The sequence below is a fragment of the Pseudomonas sp. P1_F7 genome (genome assembly GCF_056405655.1).
The window spans coordinates 112,249-130,720 of sequence record NZ_JBFUBR010000003.1; the positions used below are offsets into that span (position 1 = coordinate 112,249).

Sequence of the window (18,472 nt, forward strand, 5' to 3'; positions counted from 1 at the left end):
GCGTTCTCAAATTGTGGCTCTTTAATTCGAAGCGTGGCTGCGGCGTGACGCAGGCAGCAGTTTGGCAATCGATCCGGCGCTGGCGGTGTGCTGGCCGAAATTCGCGTTATAGGTGGCGATGATCTCGCCAGCGATGGAGATGGCAATTTCCACAGGCAACTTGCCTTTGACTTCGCCGATGCCCATCGGGCAGCGCATGCGTTGCACGACGCTGTTGTCGAATCCACGGTCGCGCAGGCGATGTTCGAACTTCACCCGTTTGGTCTTCGAACCGATCAGGCCGAAGTAGGCGAAGTCATTGCGCTTGAGGATCGCAGCGGTGAGTTCTAGGTCGAGTTGGTGGTTGTGGGTCATCACGATGCAGTAGCTGCCAGCAGGCAGATCATCGATTTCATCCACCGGTTCTTCGCTGACGATCTTGCGCACGCCGTGGGGGATCTGTTCGGGGAACTCCTCTTCCCGCGAGTCGATCCAGCGCACCCGGCAAGGCAGGCTGGCCAGCAGCGGCACCAGCGCGCGGCCGACGTGGCCGGCGCCGAATACGGCGATCTGTGCCTGTACCTGGCCCATCGGTTCGAACAGCAATACCGTGGCACCGCCGCAGCATTGGCCGAGGCTGGCGCCGAGGCTGAAGCGCTCCAGATGCGTGTCCTGCTTGCCGCTGGCGAGCATCTCGCGGGCGATCTTCATGGCCTTGTATTCCAGGTGCCCGCCACCGATGGTGTCGAAGCTCTGGTTCGCGCTGATGACCATCTTCGAGCCGGCATTGCGCGGCGTCGAGCCGAGCTCTTCGATGATGGTCACCAGCACGCAGGGTTCACCCCGGTTTTGCAGGTCGGCGAGGGCGTCGATCCAGTTGTACATGTTCACCTCGACATCTGTGTGTCTGTTAGTCCGCCATCGCGAGCAAGCTCGCTCCCACATTGGATTTGTACAGGTCCATCAGTCAGCACATAACCCTGTGGGAGCGAGCTTGCTCGCGATAGCCGCACCTCGGTCTTAGAGCGAAGCCATCTCGGTCTCAGCCCCGACAGCTTTTGCCGCCTTCAGCTGACGCATCTGCTCACAGCCCCACAACACTCGCTCCGGGGTCGCCGGGGCGTCGATTTTCGGTTGATGCCTGTAATCGCCAAGGCTCGCCACGGCGTCCTTGATCGCACACCACGAGGCGATGCCGAGCATGAACGGCGGCTCACCCACGGCCTTGGAATGGAACACCGTGTCTTCCGGATTCTTGCGGTTTTCCACCAGCTTCACCCGCAGGTCCAGCGGCATGTCCGCCACGGCCGGGATCTTGTAGCTGGCCGGGCCGTTGGTCATCAGCTTGCCTTTGTTGTTCCACACCAGCTCTTCCATGGTCAGCCAGCCCATGCCCTGGATGAAACCGCCCTCGACCTGACCGATGTCGATGGCCGGGTTCAGCGAGGAGCCGACGTCGTGGAGGATGTCGGTGCGCAGCATCTTGTATTCGCCGGTCAGGGTGTCGACCAGCACTTCGCAGCACGCCGCGCCGAAGGCGTAGTAGTAGAACGGCCGACCACGGGCCTGGCTGCGGTCGTAGTAGATTTTCGGGGTCTTGTAGAAGCCGGTGCTCGACAGCGACACCTGGGCGAAATACGCCTGCTGGATCAGTGCTTCGAAGGTCAGGATGTGATCGCGGACCCGCACGTGGCCGTTGTGGAATTCCACGTCTTCTTCGCTGACCTTGTATTGGCGAGCAGCGAATTCCACCAGGCGTTTCTTGATGGTTTCGGCGGCATTCTGTGCGGCCTTACCGTTCAGGTCGGCGCCGCTGGACGCCGCGGTCGGCGAGGTGTTCGGCACTTTGTCGGTGTTGGTCGCGGTGATCTGTACGCGGTCCATTTCCACCTGGAACACTTCGGCCACGACCTGCGCGACTTTGGTGTTCAGGCCCTGGCCCATTTCGGTGCCACCATGGTTCAGGTGGATGCTGCCGTCGGTGTAGACGTGCACCAGCGCACCGGCCTGGTTGAGGAAACTCGCGGTGAAGGAAATGCCGAATTTCACCGGGGTCAGCGCCAGGCCTTTTTTCAGGATCGGGCTGTTGGCGTTGTAGCGACGGATCGCTTCGCGGCGCTCGGCGTACTGGCTGCTTTCTTCCAGTTCGGCGGTCATCTCTTCGAGCATGTTGTGCTCGACAGTCTGGTAGTAGTGGGTGACGTTGCGCTCGGTCTTGCCGTAGTAGTTGGCCTTGCGCACGGCCAAAGGATCCAGGGCCAGATGGCGAGAGATGGCGTCCATCACTTCTTCGATGGCGACCATGCCTTGTGGGCCGCCGAAACCACGGTAGGCGGTGTTCGACGCGGTGTTGGTCTTGCAGCGGTGACCGTTGATGGTCGCGTCGCCCAGGTAGTACGAGTTGTCCGAGTGGAACATCGCCCGGTCGACGATCGAAGCCGATAGATCAGGCGAGCAACCGCAGTTGCCGGCCAGTTCCAGGTTGATGCCGTGCAGGCGGCCGGTGCTGTCGAAGCCGACGTCGTACTCGACATAGAACGGGTGACGCTTGCCGGTCATCAGCATGTCTTCGACGCGCGGCAGACGCATCTTGGTCGGCTGGCCGGTGAGGTGCGCGATCACCGCGCACAGGCACGCCGGGCTCGCCGCCTGGGTTTCCTTGCCGCCGAAACCACCGCCCATGCGACGCATGTCGACGACGATCTTGTTCATCGACACGTCCAGCACTTCGGCGACCAGTTTCTGCACTTCGGTGGGGTTCTGCGTGGAGCAGTAGACGATCATGCCGCCGTCTTCGGTGGGCATCACCGAAGAGATCTGGGTTTCCAGGTAGAAGTGTTCCTGGCCGCCGATGTGCAGCGTGCCCTGGATGCGGTGCTCGGCGGTTGCCAGCGCCGTGGCCGAATTGCCGCGTTTGTGGGTGTGGCTGTCGAGTACGAAGTGGCGTTTGCGCAGTGCTTCGACGACATCCAGTACCGGTTCGAGGTCTTCGTATTCGATGATCGCGGCCATGGCCGCTTTGCGCGCAGTTTCCAGGTCTTTCGCCGCCACGGCGACTACCGGTTGACCGACGAATTGCACGGTATCGATGGCCAGCAGCGGATCGCCCGGTAGCAACGGACCGATGTCCTTCAGGCCTGGCACGTCTTCGTGGGTGATGGCGATGCGCACGCCTTCGAAGGCGTAGCAGGGCGCGGTATCGATACTGATGATCCGGGCGTGGGCACGGTCCGACATGCGCGCATAAACGTGCAACTGGTTCGGAAACTCCAGGCGATCGTCGATGTACTGCGCTTCGCCGGCCACATGCTTGGCAGCGCTGTCGTGCTTGACGCTGCGGCCGACACCGGTGGTCAGGTCCTTGGCGAACAGTTCAGCCAATTCGGCTTGGGTCTTCTCTACGGCGTGATGATTAGACATAAGCGGTCACCCGAGTCTCGATGTGCGGTGTTTGCAGTTCGATGAAGTATTTGCGCAGCAGGTTCTGCGCGCTGAGCAGGCGATATTCCTTGCTGGCGCGGAAGTCCGAGAGCGGCGTGAAGTCTTCGCCCAAGGCAGCGCAGGCGCGTTCGACAGTGGCGTTGTTGAACGGCGCATCGAGCAACGCGGCTTCGCAGGCAGCGGCGCGTTTCGGGATGGCTGCCATGCCGCCGAAGGCGACGCGGGCTTCAGCGACTACGCCGTTTTCCAGGCGAATGTTGAAGGCGGCGCACACCGCAGAAATGTCATCGTCCAGGCGCTTGGAGACTTTGTAGGCGCGGAACAGTTTTTCGACGCTGGCGCGGGGCACGATGATCTTCTCGATGAACTCGCTTTCCTGGCGCGCAGTGACGCGGTAATCGATGAAGTAATCTTCCAGGGCCATGGTGCGGCGGGTTTCGCCCTTGCACAGCACTATTTGCGCGCCGAGGGCGATCAGCAAGGGTGGCGAGTCACCAATCGGCGAGGCGTTGCCGATGTTGCCGCCCAGGGTGCCCTGGTTGCGGATCTGCAAGGAGGCGAAGCGGTGCAGCAATTCACCGAAGTCCGGGTACTCGGCGTTCAGGGCTTCGTAGCAGTCGGAAAGGGACGTGGCGGCGCCGATTTCCAGGCGATCGTCAAAACGATCAATGCGCTTCATCTCGGCGACGTTGCCGACGTAGATCATCACCGGCAGGGTGCGGTGGAACTGCGTGACTTCCAGTGCCAGGTCGGTACCGCCGGCCAGCAGGCGGGCCTGTGGATAAGCGTCGTAGAGGTCGGCCAGGTCGGCCACGGTCAGCGGCACCAGGCAGCGTTTGTCGCCGCTGTTGAGTTCGCCGATATCGGTCGGGGCAATGGCTTTCAGGCGCGCGATGGTGTCGGCCTCGCGGGCGTCGAACTGGTCCGGTTGCTTGCCACAGCAGGACTGCTCGGCGGCTTCCAGGATCGGCCGGTAGCCGGTGCAACGGCAGAGATTGCCGGCCAGTGCTTCGTGGGCCTTGGCATGATCCGGTGCATCGCTGTTCTTTTGCAGGGCAAACAGCGACATCACGAAGCCGGGAGTACAGAAGCCGCATTGCGAGCCGTGGCACTCGACCATGGCTTTCTGCACGCTGTGCAGTTCACCTTTGTGCTTGAGGTCTTCAACGCTGATCAGTTGTTTACCGTGCAGGGACGACACGAAGGTCAGGCACGAGTTGAGGCTGCGATAGCGAATGTGTTCGCGGCCGTCATCATCCGTCTGCAATTCGCCGACCACCACGGTGCAGGCGCCGCAGTCACCGCTGGCGCAGCCTTCTTTGGTGCCGGGTTTGCCCACATGGTCGCGCAGATAATTGAGCACGGTCAGGTTCGGGTCCAGGGCGTGCTCGCTACGGAGTTCCTGGTTTAGTAAAAACTGGATCACGGAAGGCCTCGCAGACTCATTATTGTTGTTAACCGATAGGAACTGAATTTAGCAGGTCTGACTTTTCGGTCAATAATTTTCTGACTTAAAGGTCAGGAAATTGCAATTTGTCGATTAACCACCTGTTCCTTAATTATTGTCGTTGGTTCGATAGCCTGCTTTTTTGCTTGAATCGTGCCAAAAACCACCGGGCGGGCACTCCGCCCTGACGCGGCAATTGCGCTACACTGCGCCGCTTGTACAGATCGAAGAGTTTGAAGGACAACCATGACGTTCAAGGCGCCGGACAGCCTCGCCGAGCAAATCGCTCACCACCTCGCCGAACGTATCATTCGCGGCGAAATGAAGCCCGGGGAGCGCATCCAGGAACAGAAGGTCACGCTGGCCCTCAACGTCAGTCGCGGTTCGGTCCGCGAGGCCTTGCTGATCCTTGAGCGCCGCCACTTGATCGCGATCCTGCCGCGACGGGGCGCCCACGTCACCGAGCTCACGCCGCACAAGGTCCAGAGCCTGTGCACGCTGATGTGCGAGCTCTATATTCTGCTCGGTAACTCGGTGGCCAGCGGCTGGAAAACCCAGGCCGACATGGCGCCGTTCGTGCAGATCCAGCAACGCCTGACTGCCAGCTACGAGCGTCAGGACATCCGCACTTTCGTCGACGACAGCTTCAATGTGATGCGCGCCGCGTACCCGTTCGCCAACAACCCGTACTTGCAGGAGACAGTCGAGAATCTACAGCCGGCCATGAGCCGCGCGTATTTCCTCGCGCTGGACCTGCGCAAAGCGTCGATGAGCGAATTTCTCGAGTTGTTCGAACGCTTGCTCGCTGCCGTGCTGGCCCGTGACTTTGCGCAGATTCGCGTGGTGCTGACGGCTTATGCCCAGCGCAGTTGCGATCTGGTGATCTCCGCCCTGACGGACGCTTAAGCGTGCGGCTCAAGTGCATCAAGCTGGCGGGGTTCAAGTCCTTCGTCGATCCGACCACGGTGAACTTCCCCAGTAACATGGCGGCGGTGGTCGGGCCCAATGGTTGCGGCAAATCGAACATCATCGACGCCGTGCGTTGGGTGATGGGCGAGAGCTCGGCGAAGAACCTGCGCGGCGAGTCGATGACAGACGTCATCTTCAACGGCTCCACCAGTCGTAAGCCAGTGAGCCAGGCCAGCATCGAGCTGGTATTCGATAACTCCGACGGCACCTTGCTCGGTGAATACGCCGCCTACGCGGAAATTTCCATTCGCCGCAAAGTGACCCGCGACAGCCAGACCACCTATTACCTCAACGGCACCAAATGCCGGCGTCGCGACATCACCGACATCTTCCTCGGCACCGGCCTCGGCCCGCGCAGCTACTCGATCATCGAGCAGGGGATGATCTCCAAGCTGATCGAGTCCAAGCCGGAAGACCTGCGTAACTTCATCGAAGAAGCGGCGGGCATCTCCAAGTACAAGGAGCGCCGGCGCGAGACTGAAAACCGCATCCGTCGCACCCACGAAAACCTTGAGCGCCTGACTGACCTGCGCGAAGAGCTTGAGCGTCAGCTCGAACGCTTGCACCGCCAGGCCGAGGCCGCGAAGAAGTATCAGGAATTCAAGGGCGAGGAGCGTCAGCTCAAGGCCCAGCTGTCGGCTCTGCGCTGGCAGGCGCTGAACGATCAGGTCGGCCAGCGTGAAGCGATCATTGGCAACCAGGAAGTTTCTTTCGAAGCCCTGGTGGCCGAACAGCGCAATGCCGACGCAAGCATCGAGCGCCTGCGTGACGGGCACCACGATCTCTCGGAACGCTTCAATCTGGTGCAGGGGCGCTTCTACTCGGTCGGCGGCGACATTGCCCGGGTCGAGCAGAGCATCCAGCACGGCCAGCAGCGTTTGCGCCAGTTGCAGGAAGACCTGAAAGAGGCCGAGCGCGCACGCCTGGAAACCGAATCGCACCTGGGTCACGACCGCACGCTGCTGCTGACCCTCGGCGAAGAGCTGGATATGCTCACCCCGGAGCAGGAAGTCACCAGTGCCGCCGCTGAAGAGGCCGCTGCCGCGCTGGAAGAATCCGAAACCACCATGCACGGCTGGCAAGAGCAGTGGGATGCGTTCAACCTCACCGCCGCCGAGCCGCGGCGTCAGGCCGAAGTGCAGCAGTCGCGGATCCAGCAACTGGAAACCAGCCTGGAGCGCCTGGCCGACCGGCAGAAGCGTCTTGGCGAAGAACGCGCCTTGCTCTCGGCGGACCCGGAAGACGCGGCGATCATGGAGCTCAGCGAGCAGCTCGCTGAATCCGAAGCGACGCTTGAGGATTTGCAGACCAGCGAAGAAGCCCAGGTCGAAAAGCTTGAGCAATTGCGTCAGGAACTGCAGCAGGCGCTATCGGCTCAACAGCAGGCCCAGGGCGATTTGCAGCGCCTCAACGGTCGACTGGCTTCGCTCGAAGCCTTGCAGCAAGCCGCGCTCGATCCGGGCACCGGCACCGCCGAATGGTTGCGCGAACAGAATCTTGCGAATCGCCCGCGCCTGGCCGAAGGCTTGAAGGTTGCGACAGGTTGGGAACTGGCGGTGGAAACCGTGCTCGGCGCCGACCTGCAAGCGGTGCTGGTGGACGATTTCAACGATTTCGATCTGTCCGGGTTTGCCCAGGGCGATTTGCGCTTGCTCAGCCCGGCCAGCGACGGCGTACGGGTGCCGGGCAGCTTGCTGGACAAGGTCGAGGCGCAAATCGATCTGTCGCCATGGCTGGGGCAGGTCAAACCGGTCGACAGCCTCGAACAGGCCTTGGCCTTGCGCGGTCAATTGACCGCCGGGCAGAGCCTCATCAGCCGTGACGGTTACTGGGTCGGTCGGCATTTTCTGCGGGTGCGTCGGGCCAGTGAAGCGGAAAGCGGCGTGCTCGCCCGTGGCCAGGAAATCCAGCAACTGGGCCTTGAGCGTGAAGAGCGCGAAGCCGCGGTCGAAACCCTGGAAGCCCAACTGCAGAATCTCAGGGCGCAGCAGCGTCAGCAGGAAAACGGTCGCGAACATCTGCGTCGCTTGCTGCAGGACGAAGCACGCCAGCAAGGTGAATTGAAGGCTCAATTGTCTGCCGGCAAAGCCAAGGCCGAACAGTTGACCCTGCGCCGTACCCGTCTCGACGAAGAGCTCACCGAGCTAGACGAACAGCGGGCCCAGGAGCACGAAAACATCGGTGAAGCGCGCCTGCAATTGCAGGAAGCCCTCGACAGCATGGCGCTGGACACCGAGCAGCGGGAGTTGCTGCTGGCCCAGCGCGACAGCCTGCGTGAGCGTCTGGATCGTGTGCGTCAGGAAGCGCGGCAACACAAGGACCACGCCCATCAACTGGCAGTGCGTCTGGGCTCGCTCAAGGCGCAGCATGATTCGACGCGCCAGGCGCTGGAGCGGCTGGAGATGCAGTCCGAACGCCTGACCGAAAAGCGCGAACAACTGAGCCTCAATCTGGAGGAGGGCGAAGCGCCACTGGAAGAGCTGCGTCTGAAGCTCGAGGAGTTGCTCGACAAGCGCATGACCGTCGACGAAGAACTCAAGACCGCGCAGATCGCCCTCGAAGACGCCGATCGCGAACTGCGTGACGCCGAGAAGCGCCGCAGCCAGGCTGAACAACAATCCCAGTTGATTCGCAGTCAGCTCGAAACCCAGCGTATGGAATGGCAAGCCCTGAGCGTGCGTCGCAAGACTTTGCAGGACCAGTTGCTGGAAGACGGCTACGATCTCCACGGCGTACTCGCGACGTTGACCGCCGAGGCCAGCGAAAAGGAAGCCGAGGAAGAACTCGAGCGCATCGCCGCGAGGATTCAGCGTCTGGGCGCGATCAACCTCGCGGCCATCGATGAGTACCAGCAACAATCGGAGCGTAAACGTTATCTGGATGCGCAGAACGACGATCTGGTGGAAGCGCTCGATACCCTTGAGAACGTGATTCGCAAGATCGACAAGGAAACCCGCAACCGTTTCAAAGATACCTTTGATCAGATCAATGGCGGTTTACAGGCGCTTTTCCCAAAAGTTTTCGGTGGAGGCCGCGCGTATTTGGAACTGACGGGCGAAGATCTACTCGATACAGGGGTAACAATCATGGCGCAGCCGCCAGGAAAGAAGAACAGCACCATCCATTTGCTCTCCGGCGGCGAAAAAGCCCTGACCGCATTGGCCCTGGTTTTTGCGATCTTCAAATTGAACCCGGCGCCGTTCTGCATGCTCGATGAGGTTGACGCGCCACTGGATGACGCTAACGTTGGACGCTACGCGCGATTGGTAAAAGAGATGTCACAGACAGTGCAGTTCATCTATATCACCCACAACAAGATCGCCATGGAAATGGCCGAACAACTGATGGGTGTGACGATGCACGAACCCGGTTGTTCACGTCTGGTGGCCGTGGATGTCGAGGAGGCGATGGCGATGGTGGACGCCTGAGTCGTGGTTGTGGGAAGGGGTGTTTACGGTGTGTAGGACTCTTTTACTGGCTTCGACTTGCTGGCCAATCGACATATTCGCGCTAGCCAACGTGGTAGACGGTGTAAAGTTGCCTTTGGTCGTGCTAGTTTAATGTCAATTTTTCGTATACGTGGGCAAAACGCCTGTCAGAACATAGAGTTGGCGCCACGTTTTAAAGCGGTTTGCAGGTTGTAAACCCCTTATTTTTCAGCATTTTTTATAGAGGCACGGGATTACATGGAAATCGGTCTGCGCGAGTGGCTGATCGTCATCGGCATTATTGTCATTGCCGGTATTCTTTTTGATGGCTGGCGCCGTATGCGCGGCGGCAAGGGAAAACTGAAGTTCCGTCTTGACCGAAGTCTGTCCAACCTGCCGGACGAGGACAGCAGCGCCAGCGCCGAGCTGCTGGGCCCGCCGCGCGTGCTGGACACGCATAAAGAGCCGCAACTGGACGAGCACGATCTACCGTCGGTGAGCATGCCGGCCCGCGAGCCTCGCGAGTCGGGCTCCAGGCGCGGCAAGCGTAGCCACAGCGAGCCTTCCCAGGGCGACATGAACCTCAGCCTGGATCTGGACGGCGGCCCGAGCTTCAGCAGCCGCGACGACGATTTCCCGGACGACACCAAGTCCTCGTCATCGCTCAGCGACAAAGAGCAGCCGCAAGCTGAAGAAGTGCTGGTGATCAGCGTGATCTGCCGCGACGCCGCCGGCTTCAAGGGCCCGGCGCTGTTACAGAACATTCTGGAAAGCGGGTTGCGTTTCGGCGAGATGGACATTTTTCATCGCCACGAAAGCATGGCCGGCAACGGTGAAGTGCTGTTCTCCATGGCCAACGCCGTCAAGCCTGGCGTATTCGACCTGGACGACATCGACCACTTCAGCACTCCGGCGGTGAGCTTCTTCCTGGGCCTGCCAGGCCCACGCCATCCGAAGCAAGCCTTCGATGTGATGGTGGCAGCGGCGCGTAAATTGTCGCAAGAGCTGAACGGCGAATTGAAAGACGACCAGCGCAGCGTGCTGACCGCCCAGACGATCGAGCACTACCGTCAGCGCATCGTGGAATTCGAACGCCGCGCCCTGACCCAGAAACGTTGATTGAAATGGTTATTCCCGCGCGGTGCGCGGGATAATCGGCAAAACAGATTGAGCAGCCTCGGCTGCTCTTTTGCTTTATGAGAGAACACCCATGACCGCCGCCAAGAACCGAATTTTAGAGCTGCGCGCTGAGCTGGATCAGCACAACTATCGGTACCACGTGCTCGACGAGCCGAGCATTCCGGACGCCGAATACGACCGTTTGTTCAACGAGCTCAAGGCGCTGGAAGCGGCCAATCCCGAACTGATCACCAGCGACTCGCCAACCCAGCGAGTGGGCAGCGCGGCGCTGTCGGCGTTTACCCAGGTGCGCCACGAAGTGCCGATGCTCAGCCTCGGCAACGCCTTCGAAGAAACCGACATGCGCGAGTTCGACCGCCGGGTGACCGAAGGCCTGGACCTGCCGGCCGGCGATCTGTTCGGTGGCGGCGCGACAGTCGAATACAGTTGCGAACCCAAGCTCGATGGCCTGGCCGTCAGCCTGCTTTATCAGGATGGCGTGCTGGTGCGCGGCGCAACCCGCGGAGATGGCACCACTGGCGAAGACATCAGCGTCAACGTGCGTACCGTGCGCAATATCCCGCTCAAGCTGCACGGTACTGGCTGGCCGGCGACCCTGGAAGTGCGCGGTGAAGTGTTCATGTCCAAGGCCGGTTTCGAGCGGCTCAACGCCACGCAACTGGAAGTCGGCGGCAAGACTTTCGCCAACCCGCGCAATGCGGCGGCGGGCAGTTTGCGTCAGCTGGATTCGAAGATCACCGCCAATCGTCCACTGGAGTTCTGCTGCTACGGCATTGGCCAGGTGTCGGCGGACATTGCCGATACGCACATCGGCAATCTGCAGCAACTCAAGGCCTGGGGCATGCCGATCAGCCATGAGCTGAAATTGGCGCAGGGTATCGCCGAATGCCTGGATTACTACCGCGACATCGGTGAACGCCGCAATGCACTGCCGTATGAGATCGACGGCGTGGTGTTCAAGGTCAACAGCATTGCCTCCCAGCGCGAACTGGGTTTTCGCGCCCGTGAGCCGCGTTGGGCCATCGCTCACAAATTCCCGGCAATGGAAGAGCTCACCGAACTGCTCGATGTGGAGTTTCAGGTCGGCCGCACCGGCGCGGTGACGCCTGTGGCGCGTCTGAAACCGGTCAAGGTCGCGGGCGTCACGGTGGCCAACGCCACGCTGCATAACATGGACGAAGTTGCGCGTCTGGGCCTGATGATCGGCGACACGGTGATCATCCGCCGCGCCGGTGACGTGATTCCGCAGGTGGTGCAAGTGGTGATGGAGCGCCGTCCGGAAAACGCGCGATCTGTGCAAATCCCGGAGCAGTGCCCGGTGTGCGGTTCCCATGTCGAGCGCACGCAACTGATCAAACGCAGCAAGGGTCGCGAGACGGTCAGTGAAGGCGCGGTGTATCGCTGCGTCGGTCGTCTGGCCTGCGGTGCGCAGCTCAAGCAGGCGATCATTCACTTCGTTTCCCGTCGCGCCATGGACATCGAAGGCCTGGGTGAGAAGAGCGTCGAGCAACTGGTCGACGAAGGCCTGGTGAACTCGCCTGCCGATCTGTACGCCCTGACCTTCGAGCAGATCGTCGATCTGGAAGGCTTTGCCGAACTGTCGAGCAAGAACCTGCTCGGCGCCATCGAAGACAGCAAGAAGCCGAGCCTGGCGCGGTTCATCTATGCCCTAGGGATTCCCGATGTCGGTGAGGAAACGGCCAAGGTTCTGGCGCGCTCCCTGGGTTCGCTGGAGCGGGTGCAGCAGGCCTTGCCGCAGGTGCTGACGTACTTGCCGGATGTTGGCCTGGAAGTCGCGCACGAGATCCACAGCTTCTTCGAGGATGCGCATAACCAGCAGGTGATCGCTGATTTGCTCAGGCATGGCATGCAGATTCAGGATCAGGGTGAGTTGGGTGCCGAGTTTTCGGCGAGCACCACACTGGGTGGTTTCCTCGACAAGCTGCATATCCCCTTGGTCGGGCCGGGCGGGGCGCAGAAACTGGCGGACAAATTCGGCTCACTGCAGGCGGTGATCGGTGCTGACTGGCTGGATATGCGCCAGGCGCTGCCGGAGAAGCAGGCCAATTCGGTGCGCGAGTTCTTTGCGGTCGAGGACAATCGCCAATTAGCCGAAGCGGCGGAGAAGCAACTGGCCGATTTCGGCATGCACTGGCAGAGCGAGAAGAAAGTCGTCGAAGGCTTGCCGCTGGCCGGGCAGACCTGGGTGCTGACCGGTTCGCTGGAGCTGATGAGCCGCGATATCGCCAAGGACAAACTCGAAAGCCTCGGTGCCAAGGTAGCGGGCTCGGTGTCGGCCAAGACCCATTGCGTGGTCGCTGGGCCGGGCGCCGGTTCGAAGTTGACCAAGGCCAATGAGCTGGGGTTGAAGGTGCTGGATGAAGAGGCGTTTGTGGTGTTTTTGAAGGTGCAGGGTATTTCGGTCTGATGCAGATATTGTGAAGGGAGAGCATGATCCATGCGGCATCTCTCCCTGCATCGCTAAAGCTCCCATTGGCTTCAGGCGATCAATTACAGAAAATATCTACTGTAAATATCGACTGCGATCAGGGCGAAAAGGAAAAATGAGCTAGAACCCCATGATAGGGCCAGTATCAATTTCAGTTTTCTTGGGAAGTTTTTGACTTCGTTGGCATCCACCAGGCCTTTCTTTGCGAAAGGCTTTGGCATTAGGAGAATATGGGTGATCACCCCATTGCTAGTGGCTTTTCCCATAAGGCCCATTTGAGAAAACAGCTTTTTATTATCTTTTACGAGCCTGCTGTTTGGCAGCAAACTTTCCGCTTTTTCTGTATAGATATGAACCATTAAAAATACCCAAATGGTTGTCAGGATAAACGGCGCGAAAAGGATGGCTGATACCAGGCCGAGGGGGGGCATGGCTCATTGTTCTATCGTTTCATGCAGGTATTCACCAGCGCTTTCACCCGCCATTTCTCCGAGCAAATCACTTCCTATTACGGAACTACCAGCTAGGCTTCCAGCCAACGAAAAGTCCTCAACATACTTGGCCTTCGTACACTCATCCTCATTTGTCAGCAGAGCGATGTGAATTTTGCTTGCCCTAGCCATCAGGTACGCCTCTTCACAGGTACTCCATCGCCAATGATCACAAACTCGCCCACCAGCGCCACTGAATTGACGAGGTTTAAGATTTACTGCACAGGTAAAAACAGTATGAGTGCAAAAAACGAGAAGGAAAGTGTGAGCCACGATCCCAGTAGGAGTCTCTTCAGTGTGCGCGGAAAGTATTTTATTTGATCTGTGTCGATACCGCCTCTCCGCGCCATCAACTGGGGGGTTAGCAATACGCTCGCAATAAAGCCACTACGTATGATTTTTCCCATGAGGCCTAATCCGGAAAAGGTTCGTTTGTGATGTATTATGAATTCGCTGCGAGATAGTAGTTCCTCTATTTTTTCGGTGTAAAAACATGCTAGGTAAAACACCATGAATAAAGACATAAACATTGGGATGAATATTGCTAGTGCGATTATCCCGGGCTCTACGTTATTCATTTCTCCACCATGTCATAAAGGCGTTCCCCTATGATTTCACCGCCAATTCCACCACGCTCACCACCGATCCATCCTCCTACTGCTCCTCCAATTACGGTGCAAACCAAGGCCCCTGGGCCTCCCGTGACAATCCCCAATGCGAAATAACAACCACTCGATCCAGCTACACTACCGAAAGCGCCGCCCACAGCACTCCCGCCTAAGCTTCCAGCCAGCGATCCCCCATTAACATACTTCGCCTTCGTACACTCATCCTCCCTCCCCAGCGCACACGCCTGCCGGATATTCAATCCGGCTGAAGCAACGTCCAACGCAATGCCTATATAAACCCCGCGCTTGATCAGCTTCGCCGCCCTGGCCACGCCGCTGACCTTTTGTGCATAACCGGCAATCTCACCGGTGCTCATGTAGCTCTTGGTCGAAATCCCCAGCATCCGTTTTATCGAGCCTTGATAACGCAGCCCGGCCCCATAGGACGCTACATTGCCTAGTTGTTTTTCCAGCTTGCCGAACAGTCTGTCGCGTTCGGTGTAAAACCTGTCCCGGGCCACTATTGATCCGCTGCGCAGATAGTCTTTATGGGCGTGTTCTATTTCCTCCAGGGTGGTCTTGATCGCGACCATGTGTTTGCTCCAGCCGTCACTGACGACACCGGCGCCGATAGCACCGTCGGCGAGCATTTCCTGGAGCAGTTCGAAGTTATCGAGCAGGAAGTCATCGGCATCGACCTGATTGGTCAGCAGGGCGATGTGGGTTCTCTTCACCTTTGTCATCAAGTGAGCCACCCTGATTTGTAATTGATGAAGTTGATACATCGCAGGTAATCAGGAGTTCGCCTGTTAGGGCTGACTCAACTTCCAGATACTTGGTTTGTGCAGCGAAGGTAAAGGCCGAAAGCCATGGAGGTGAATAAAAAAAACCAACATAGTCCCCAGGATGTGAATAAGATTCGTTTCAGGTGTTTTGGGAAGTTTCTTGCTTCGGTCGTATCTAAAATCCCCTTCCTGATGCTCGTTCCCTGCAGTAATAATGCCATGGTAAGAAAGCCATTACGCATAGCTTTCCCAATAAATCCGGCGTGAGAATATGCTGCCTTATTTGCTTTTACAAAACTGCTTTTTGGCAATAATTCTTCCGCCTTTTCTGTATAAACATGAATTATATAAATCAACCATACCTCTATGAGTGCAAGGGGGGTTAAGAGGAAAATTGATATTAGACCAAGAGGTATATGACTCATTGGCTCATGCCTTCATATAGGTGCTCACCAATTTTTTCGCCTGCGCCACCCAACAGTTTTCCTCCCGCCCATCCACCTACTGCTCCACCTACGACGCCACACACGAGCCCTCCAGGACCACCAGTTGCTATTCCCAAAACAAACAAACATCCGAGCGTTGCTGTATAGCCGCCAACGACTCCCCCAGCGCTACCCCCCACTAAGCTTCCCGCCAGCGAAGCCCCCTCAACATACTTGGCCTTCGTACATTCATCCTCCCGCCCCAACGCACATGCTTGCCGGATACTCAGCCCGGCAGAAGCAACGTCCAACGCAGTGCCTATATAAACCCCGCGCTTGATCAGCTTCGCCGCCCTGGCCACGCCGCTGACCTTTTGCGCATAGCCGGCAATCTCACCGGTGCTCATGTAGCTCTTGGTCGAAATCCCCAGCATCCGTTTTATCGAACCTTGATAACGCAGCCCGGACCCATAGGACGCGACATTGCCCAGTTGTTTGTCCAGCTTGCCGAACAGTCTGGCGCGTTCGGTGTAAAACCTGTCCCGGGCGGCTAGCGATCCGCTGCGCAGGTAGTCTTTATGGGCGTGTTCTATTTCCTCCAAGGTGGTCTTGATCGCGGCCATGTGTTTGCTCCAGCCGTCACTGACGACACCGGCACCGATAGCACCGTCGGCGAGCATTTCCTGGAGCAGTTCGAAGTTATCGAGCAGGAAGTCATCGGCGTCTACCTGATTGGTCAGCAGGGCGATGTGGATTTCGCTTGCCCTGGCCATCAGGTACGCTTCTTCATTGGTACTCGATGGCGTCGACACATCGCCGATGATCACAAGCTCGCCTGCCAGCACCACTGAGTTAGCGATATGGCTGTTGAGTGCATCGAACTTGTTTTTGGCGATGCCAGTCAGGCCCAGGTGGGCCTTGAGGGACGCGTAAGTCTGGGATTGCGAATTGATGAACGCCAGAGGCTGTGCCATGTCAGCCTCACGAATAACGTTTGTTGCCGATTCGATCCCAACCACCGGCTACATTGCCACCGCCGGCCCCATCGCTGCGTTTTTGCTGGGTATAGACCGTCTTGATGCGGCCATAGTCCAGTTGCACGACTTCTACGGGAGTGCCGGCGCTGGCGTTTTGCATGTAGTCGGCAATGATGACTTCCTCGAGCACGATCTCGAAGTATTTGAGTTTGTCAGTGCCCGCACGGCTGAGCACCAGCGTGACTTGTTTCAGGTGTTCACCGGCGCAACTGGCTTCCATCAACTTGCAGCTGGACTTGTCCAATGCTTTGGTAAAGGTGAAGTTGCTCAACGTTGCACGGCCGGCAGTCGCGCCACCGGCAGAGCTGGCGGTGGCTGAAGTGCTTTGACGAGTGCCAAAGCTGTATCCGTCGACCTCGATCCAGTCGCGGTACTTTTCGTCCAGGGCTTCGCCCGGAATACCTTCGATTTTGATGTATGCGTCAAACGCCATGCGACCTCTCCTTGGCAATCAAATTTTGCGGGAGGGAATGTACGTTCTTCCGGGCAGGCATGGCTCATCCCAAAGCCACTGATGGGTGAAATCAGATTTTTCCTACTCTGTGTTGGTTGGTGGGGTTGTAGGACGTATCTGGAAATCCGTAGGTAGCGAAAGAATCATTTGTTGCAGGCCGCCAGTTGAAATCAGCAAAACGTGGAACGATCGACAGCCATCCATAATCTAGTCTCTGCAAGCCCCAGGGAGAGATCGCCATGTACCCTTTCTTCGAGCAACTCAGCTCGCGCATCGCCGCGCCGTTCATAGGCGAACGCTCGCGCAACAGCAGGGTCTGGTCCTGTCGTTGCGGGCAGTCGCTGTTCTTTCGCAACAGCCAGTGCCTGGCCTGTTCGGCGGCATTGGGTTATCAGCCGGAGCAGAGTCGCTTGTCTGCGCTGCAGCCGGGTGTGCAAGCGGGCATCTGGCAGCTTGATGCCGATCCCGAGGCTGGCCTGTTTCGACGCTGCGCCAACCTCGACTCCCCGGCGGCCTGTAATTGGTTGCTGCCTGCCAATGACCATGACGTCTTGTGCATTGCCTGCAGCCTCAATCGCACCATTCCTGACCTGTCGGTAGCCGACAACCACGAGCGCTGGCGCAAGGTGGAAACCGCCAAGCGGCGTCTGGTCGCGCAACTGTTCAGTCTGGGGTTGCAGGTAACTCCCAAAACAGTCGATGAGGACACGGGCCTTGCCTTCGATTTCATCGGCGTGGACCTCGAAGGCAAGCCACCCACCACTGGACACGCCAATGGCCTGATCACCCTCGATATCAAGGAGGCCGACGACGCGCACCGCGAGCAGGTGCGGGTGCAAATGCACGAACCCTATCGCACGCTGCTCGGTCACTTTCGTCACGAGGTAGGGCATTACTACTGGGACCGATTGATCGCCAGCAGCCATTGGCTTGAGCCTTTTCGCGATCTGTTCGGTGATGAGCGCGCCAGCTACGCCGATGCCCTCGAACGGCATTATCAGCAGGGCGCACCACTCGACTGGCAGCAACACTACGTCAGCGCCTACGCGACCATGCACCCGTGGGAAGACTGGGCCGAAACCTGGGCGCATTACCTGCACATGATGGATGCGGTGGACACCGCGCTGGGCTTCGGCATGAGCGCCCGGGACATGGACTTCGACTATCAGCCGTTTCCGCCGGATACCCTTTACGACCCGCAGCATCCCGGTGGCGCGGCATTTCTGTCGTTCGTCAATGCGTGGATCGAACTGGCCGGCATGCTCAATGAACTGTCGCGCAGCATGGGGCAGCCGGATTTCTATCCGTTCGTCCTGCCGCCAGTCGTCATTGCCAAGCTGCACTTTATTCACCTGGTGATTCAGCAGGAGGGCGGCAGGGCGGATGAGGTGCTACAGGCGCAATAGCAAGTGCTTGAACCCCCTCATATTTTTAATCCGAAACCAACGGTTGTAACTTCGCCTCAGATAGGTACAATGGCGCGGCTCGCCGACAGGTGAGCGTCGTTATGGTGACCCCATCGGTCCCCCCGCAACGATCAGCCGTGAACCCGGTCAGGCCTGGAAGGGAGCAGCCGCAGCGGTGACATTGTGTGCCGGGGTGTGGCTGGTGGGGTTACCACCTATCTATAAGTCCTTGATTATGCAAGGATTTATCAGTAAAAAATCTCGAAGTGTGACAGCGTTAGGTACACCGAAGTGGTGCGCCATACGAGGCAGGCTGGCTTTACGTTTGCACTCTTCAAAGCCTTGTTGCATCCCCTCATTTTCTGCACTCTCCAATTTCCTTGCTGTGGCATGTCTGCACGCCTTCTCGCTGC

13 protein-coding genes and 1 other RNA gene are annotated in these 18,472 nt (G+C 58.7%); 6 read left to right on the top strand and 8 right to left on the bottom strand.

Annotation, left to right across the window (positions count from 1 at the left end; genetic code table 11):
* Positions 1-21: 21 nt before the first annotated feature.
* From xdhC to xdhA, 3 genes are all read right to left on the bottom strand, one after another.
* Complete coding sequence (gene xdhC, locus AC1D1M_RS04570) at positions 22-864, bottom strand: xanthine dehydrogenase accessory protein XdhC (RefSeq protein WP_477774734.1); 843 nt, start codon at positions 862-864, stop codon at positions 22-24.
* A gap of 135 nt (positions 865-999) precedes the next feature.
* Positions 1,000-3,399, bottom strand: a complete 2,400-nt coding sequence (gene xdhB, locus AC1D1M_RS04575) for a xanthine dehydrogenase molybdopterin binding subunit (protein WP_477774735.1) — start codon at positions 3,397-3,399, stop codon at positions 1,000-1,002.
* Positions 3,392-4,846 carry a xanthine dehydrogenase small subunit gene (xdhA, locus tag AC1D1M_RS04580; RefSeq protein WP_477774736.1) on the bottom strand — a complete coding sequence of 485 codons (1,455 nt, stop codon included), beginning with the start codon at positions 4,844-4,846 and terminating at the stop codon, positions 3,392-3,394. Before xdhA ends, xdhB begins: the two co-directional genes overlap by 8 nt.
* A gap of 267 nt (positions 4,847-5,113) precedes the next feature.
* Here xdhA and AC1D1M_RS04585 point away from each other — a divergent pair, with 267 nt between their 5' ends.
* The 4 genes from AC1D1M_RS04585 (at position 5,114) to ligA (ending at position 12,832) form a co-directional block, all read left to right on the top strand.
* A complete protein-coding gene (locus tag AC1D1M_RS04585) occupies positions 5,114-5,773 on the top strand; it encodes a GntR family transcriptional regulator (protein WP_154909994.1) in 660 nt (219 codons plus the stop codon).
* 2 nt (positions 5,774-5,775) lie between these two features.
* Positions 5,776-9,264 (top strand): chromosome segregation protein SMC, encoded by a 3,489-nt coding sequence (smc, locus tag AC1D1M_RS04590; RefSeq protein WP_477774737.1) that lies wholly within the window; start codon positions 5,776-5,778, stop codon positions 9,262-9,264.
* A 258-nt stretch (positions 9,265-9,522) separates the two neighbouring features.
* Entirely contained in the window at positions 9,523-10,383 is an 861-nt protein-coding gene (zipA, locus tag AC1D1M_RS04595) for a cell division protein ZipA (RefSeq protein ID WP_154909996.1), read from the top strand.
* A 91-nt stretch (positions 10,384-10,474) separates the two neighbouring features.
* Entirely contained in the window at positions 10,475-12,832 is a 2,358-nt protein-coding gene (gene ligA, locus AC1D1M_RS04600) for an NAD-dependent DNA ligase LigA (protein ID WP_154909997.1), read from the top strand.
* A gap of 83 nt (positions 12,833-12,915) precedes the next feature.
* Here the strand turns inward: ligA and AC1D1M_RS04605 are convergent, their stop codons facing one another.
* The 5 genes from AC1D1M_RS04605 to AC1D1M_RS04625 all read right to left on the bottom strand — a co-directional run bounded on the left by AC1D1M_RS04605 (position 12,916) and on the right by AC1D1M_RS04625 (position 16,632).
* A complete protein-coding gene (locus tag AC1D1M_RS04605) occupies positions 12,916-13,284 on the bottom strand; it encodes a hypothetical protein (RefSeq protein ID WP_154909998.1) in 369 nt (122 codons plus the stop codon).
* A gap of 634 nt (positions 13,285-13,918) precedes the next feature.
* Complete coding sequence (locus tag AC1D1M_RS04610) at positions 13,919-14,737, bottom strand: hypothetical protein (RefSeq protein ID WP_477774738.1); 819 nt, start codon at positions 14,735-14,737, stop codon at positions 13,919-13,921.
* A gap of 35 nt (positions 14,738-14,772) precedes the next feature.
* Positions 14,773-15,162, bottom strand: coding sequence for a hypothetical protein (locus AC1D1M_RS04615; protein ID WP_154909999.1), 390 nt, complete (start codon positions 15,160-15,162; stop codon positions 14,773-14,775).
* The gene (locus tag AC1D1M_RS04620) at positions 15,159-16,136 is read right to left on the bottom strand and encodes a hypothetical protein (RefSeq protein ID WP_154910000.1); all 978 of its coding nucleotides are present in this window, start codon (positions 16,134-16,136) and stop codon (positions 15,159-15,161) included. Before AC1D1M_RS04620 ends, AC1D1M_RS04615 begins: the two co-directional genes overlap by 4 nt.
* A gap of 7 nt (positions 16,137-16,143) precedes the next feature.
* Entirely contained in the window at positions 16,144-16,632 is a 489-nt protein-coding gene (locus AC1D1M_RS04625; protein ID WP_154910001.1) for an Hcp family type VI secretion system effector, read from the bottom strand.
* A 260-nt stretch (positions 16,633-16,892) separates the two neighbouring features.
* On the opposite strand from AC1D1M_RS04625, the gene AC1D1M_RS04630 reads away from it, so the two are divergent.
* Together AC1D1M_RS04630 and ffs are read left to right on the top strand one after the other, a co-directional pair.
* Positions 16,893-18,059, top strand: coding sequence for a zinc-binding metallopeptidase family protein (locus AC1D1M_RS04630; RefSeq protein ID WP_477774739.1), 1,167 nt, complete (start codon positions 16,893-16,895; stop codon positions 18,057-18,059).
* Between the two features lie 111 nt (positions 18,060-18,170).
* An RNA gene (gene ffs / locus AC1D1M_RS04635) (signal recognition particle sRNA small type) lies at positions 18,171-18,267 on the top strand.
* Positions 18,268-18,472 lie beyond the last annotated feature (205 nt).

Coding starts and splice junctions, on each gene's coding strand:
- xdhC (WP_477774734.1), bottom strand. CDS start 864: ATGTACAACTGGATCGACGCCCTCGCCGACCTGCAAAACCGGGGTGAA.
- xdhB (WP_477774735.1), bottom strand. CDS start 3,399: ATGTCTAATCATCACGCCGTAGAGAAGACCCAAGCCGAATTGGCTGAA.
- AC1D1M_RS04585 (WP_154909994.1), top strand. CDS start 5,114: ATGACGTTCAAGGCGCCGGACAGCCTCGCCGAGCAAATCGCTCACCAC.
- zipA (WP_154909996.1), top strand. CDS start 9,523: ATGGAAATCGGTCTGCGCGAGTGGCTGATCGTCATCGGCATTATTGTC.
- ligA (WP_154909997.1), top strand. CDS start 10,475: ATGACCGCCGCCAAGAACCGAATTTTAGAGCTGCGCGCTGAGCTGGAT.
- AC1D1M_RS04605 (WP_154909998.1), bottom strand. CDS start 13,284: ATGCCCCCCCTCGGCCTGGTATCAGCCATCCTTTTCGCGCCGTTTATC.
- AC1D1M_RS04610 (WP_477774738.1), bottom strand. CDS start 14,737: ATGTATCAACTTCATCAATTACAAATCAGGGTGGCTCACTTGATGACA.
- AC1D1M_RS04615 (WP_154909999.1), bottom strand. CDS start 15,162: ATGAGTCATATACCTCTTGGTCTAATATCAATTTTCCTCTTAACCCCC.
- AC1D1M_RS04620 (WP_154910000.1), bottom strand. CDS start 16,136: ATGGCACAGCCTCTGGCGTTCATCAATTCGCAATCCCAGACTTACGCG.
- AC1D1M_RS04625 (WP_154910001.1), bottom strand. CDS start 16,632: ATGGCGTTTGACGCATACATCAAAATCGAAGGTATTCCGGGCGAAGCC.
- AC1D1M_RS04630 (WP_477774739.1), top strand. CDS start 16,893: ATGTACCCTTTCTTCGAGCAACTCAGCTCGCGCATCGCCGCGCCGTTC.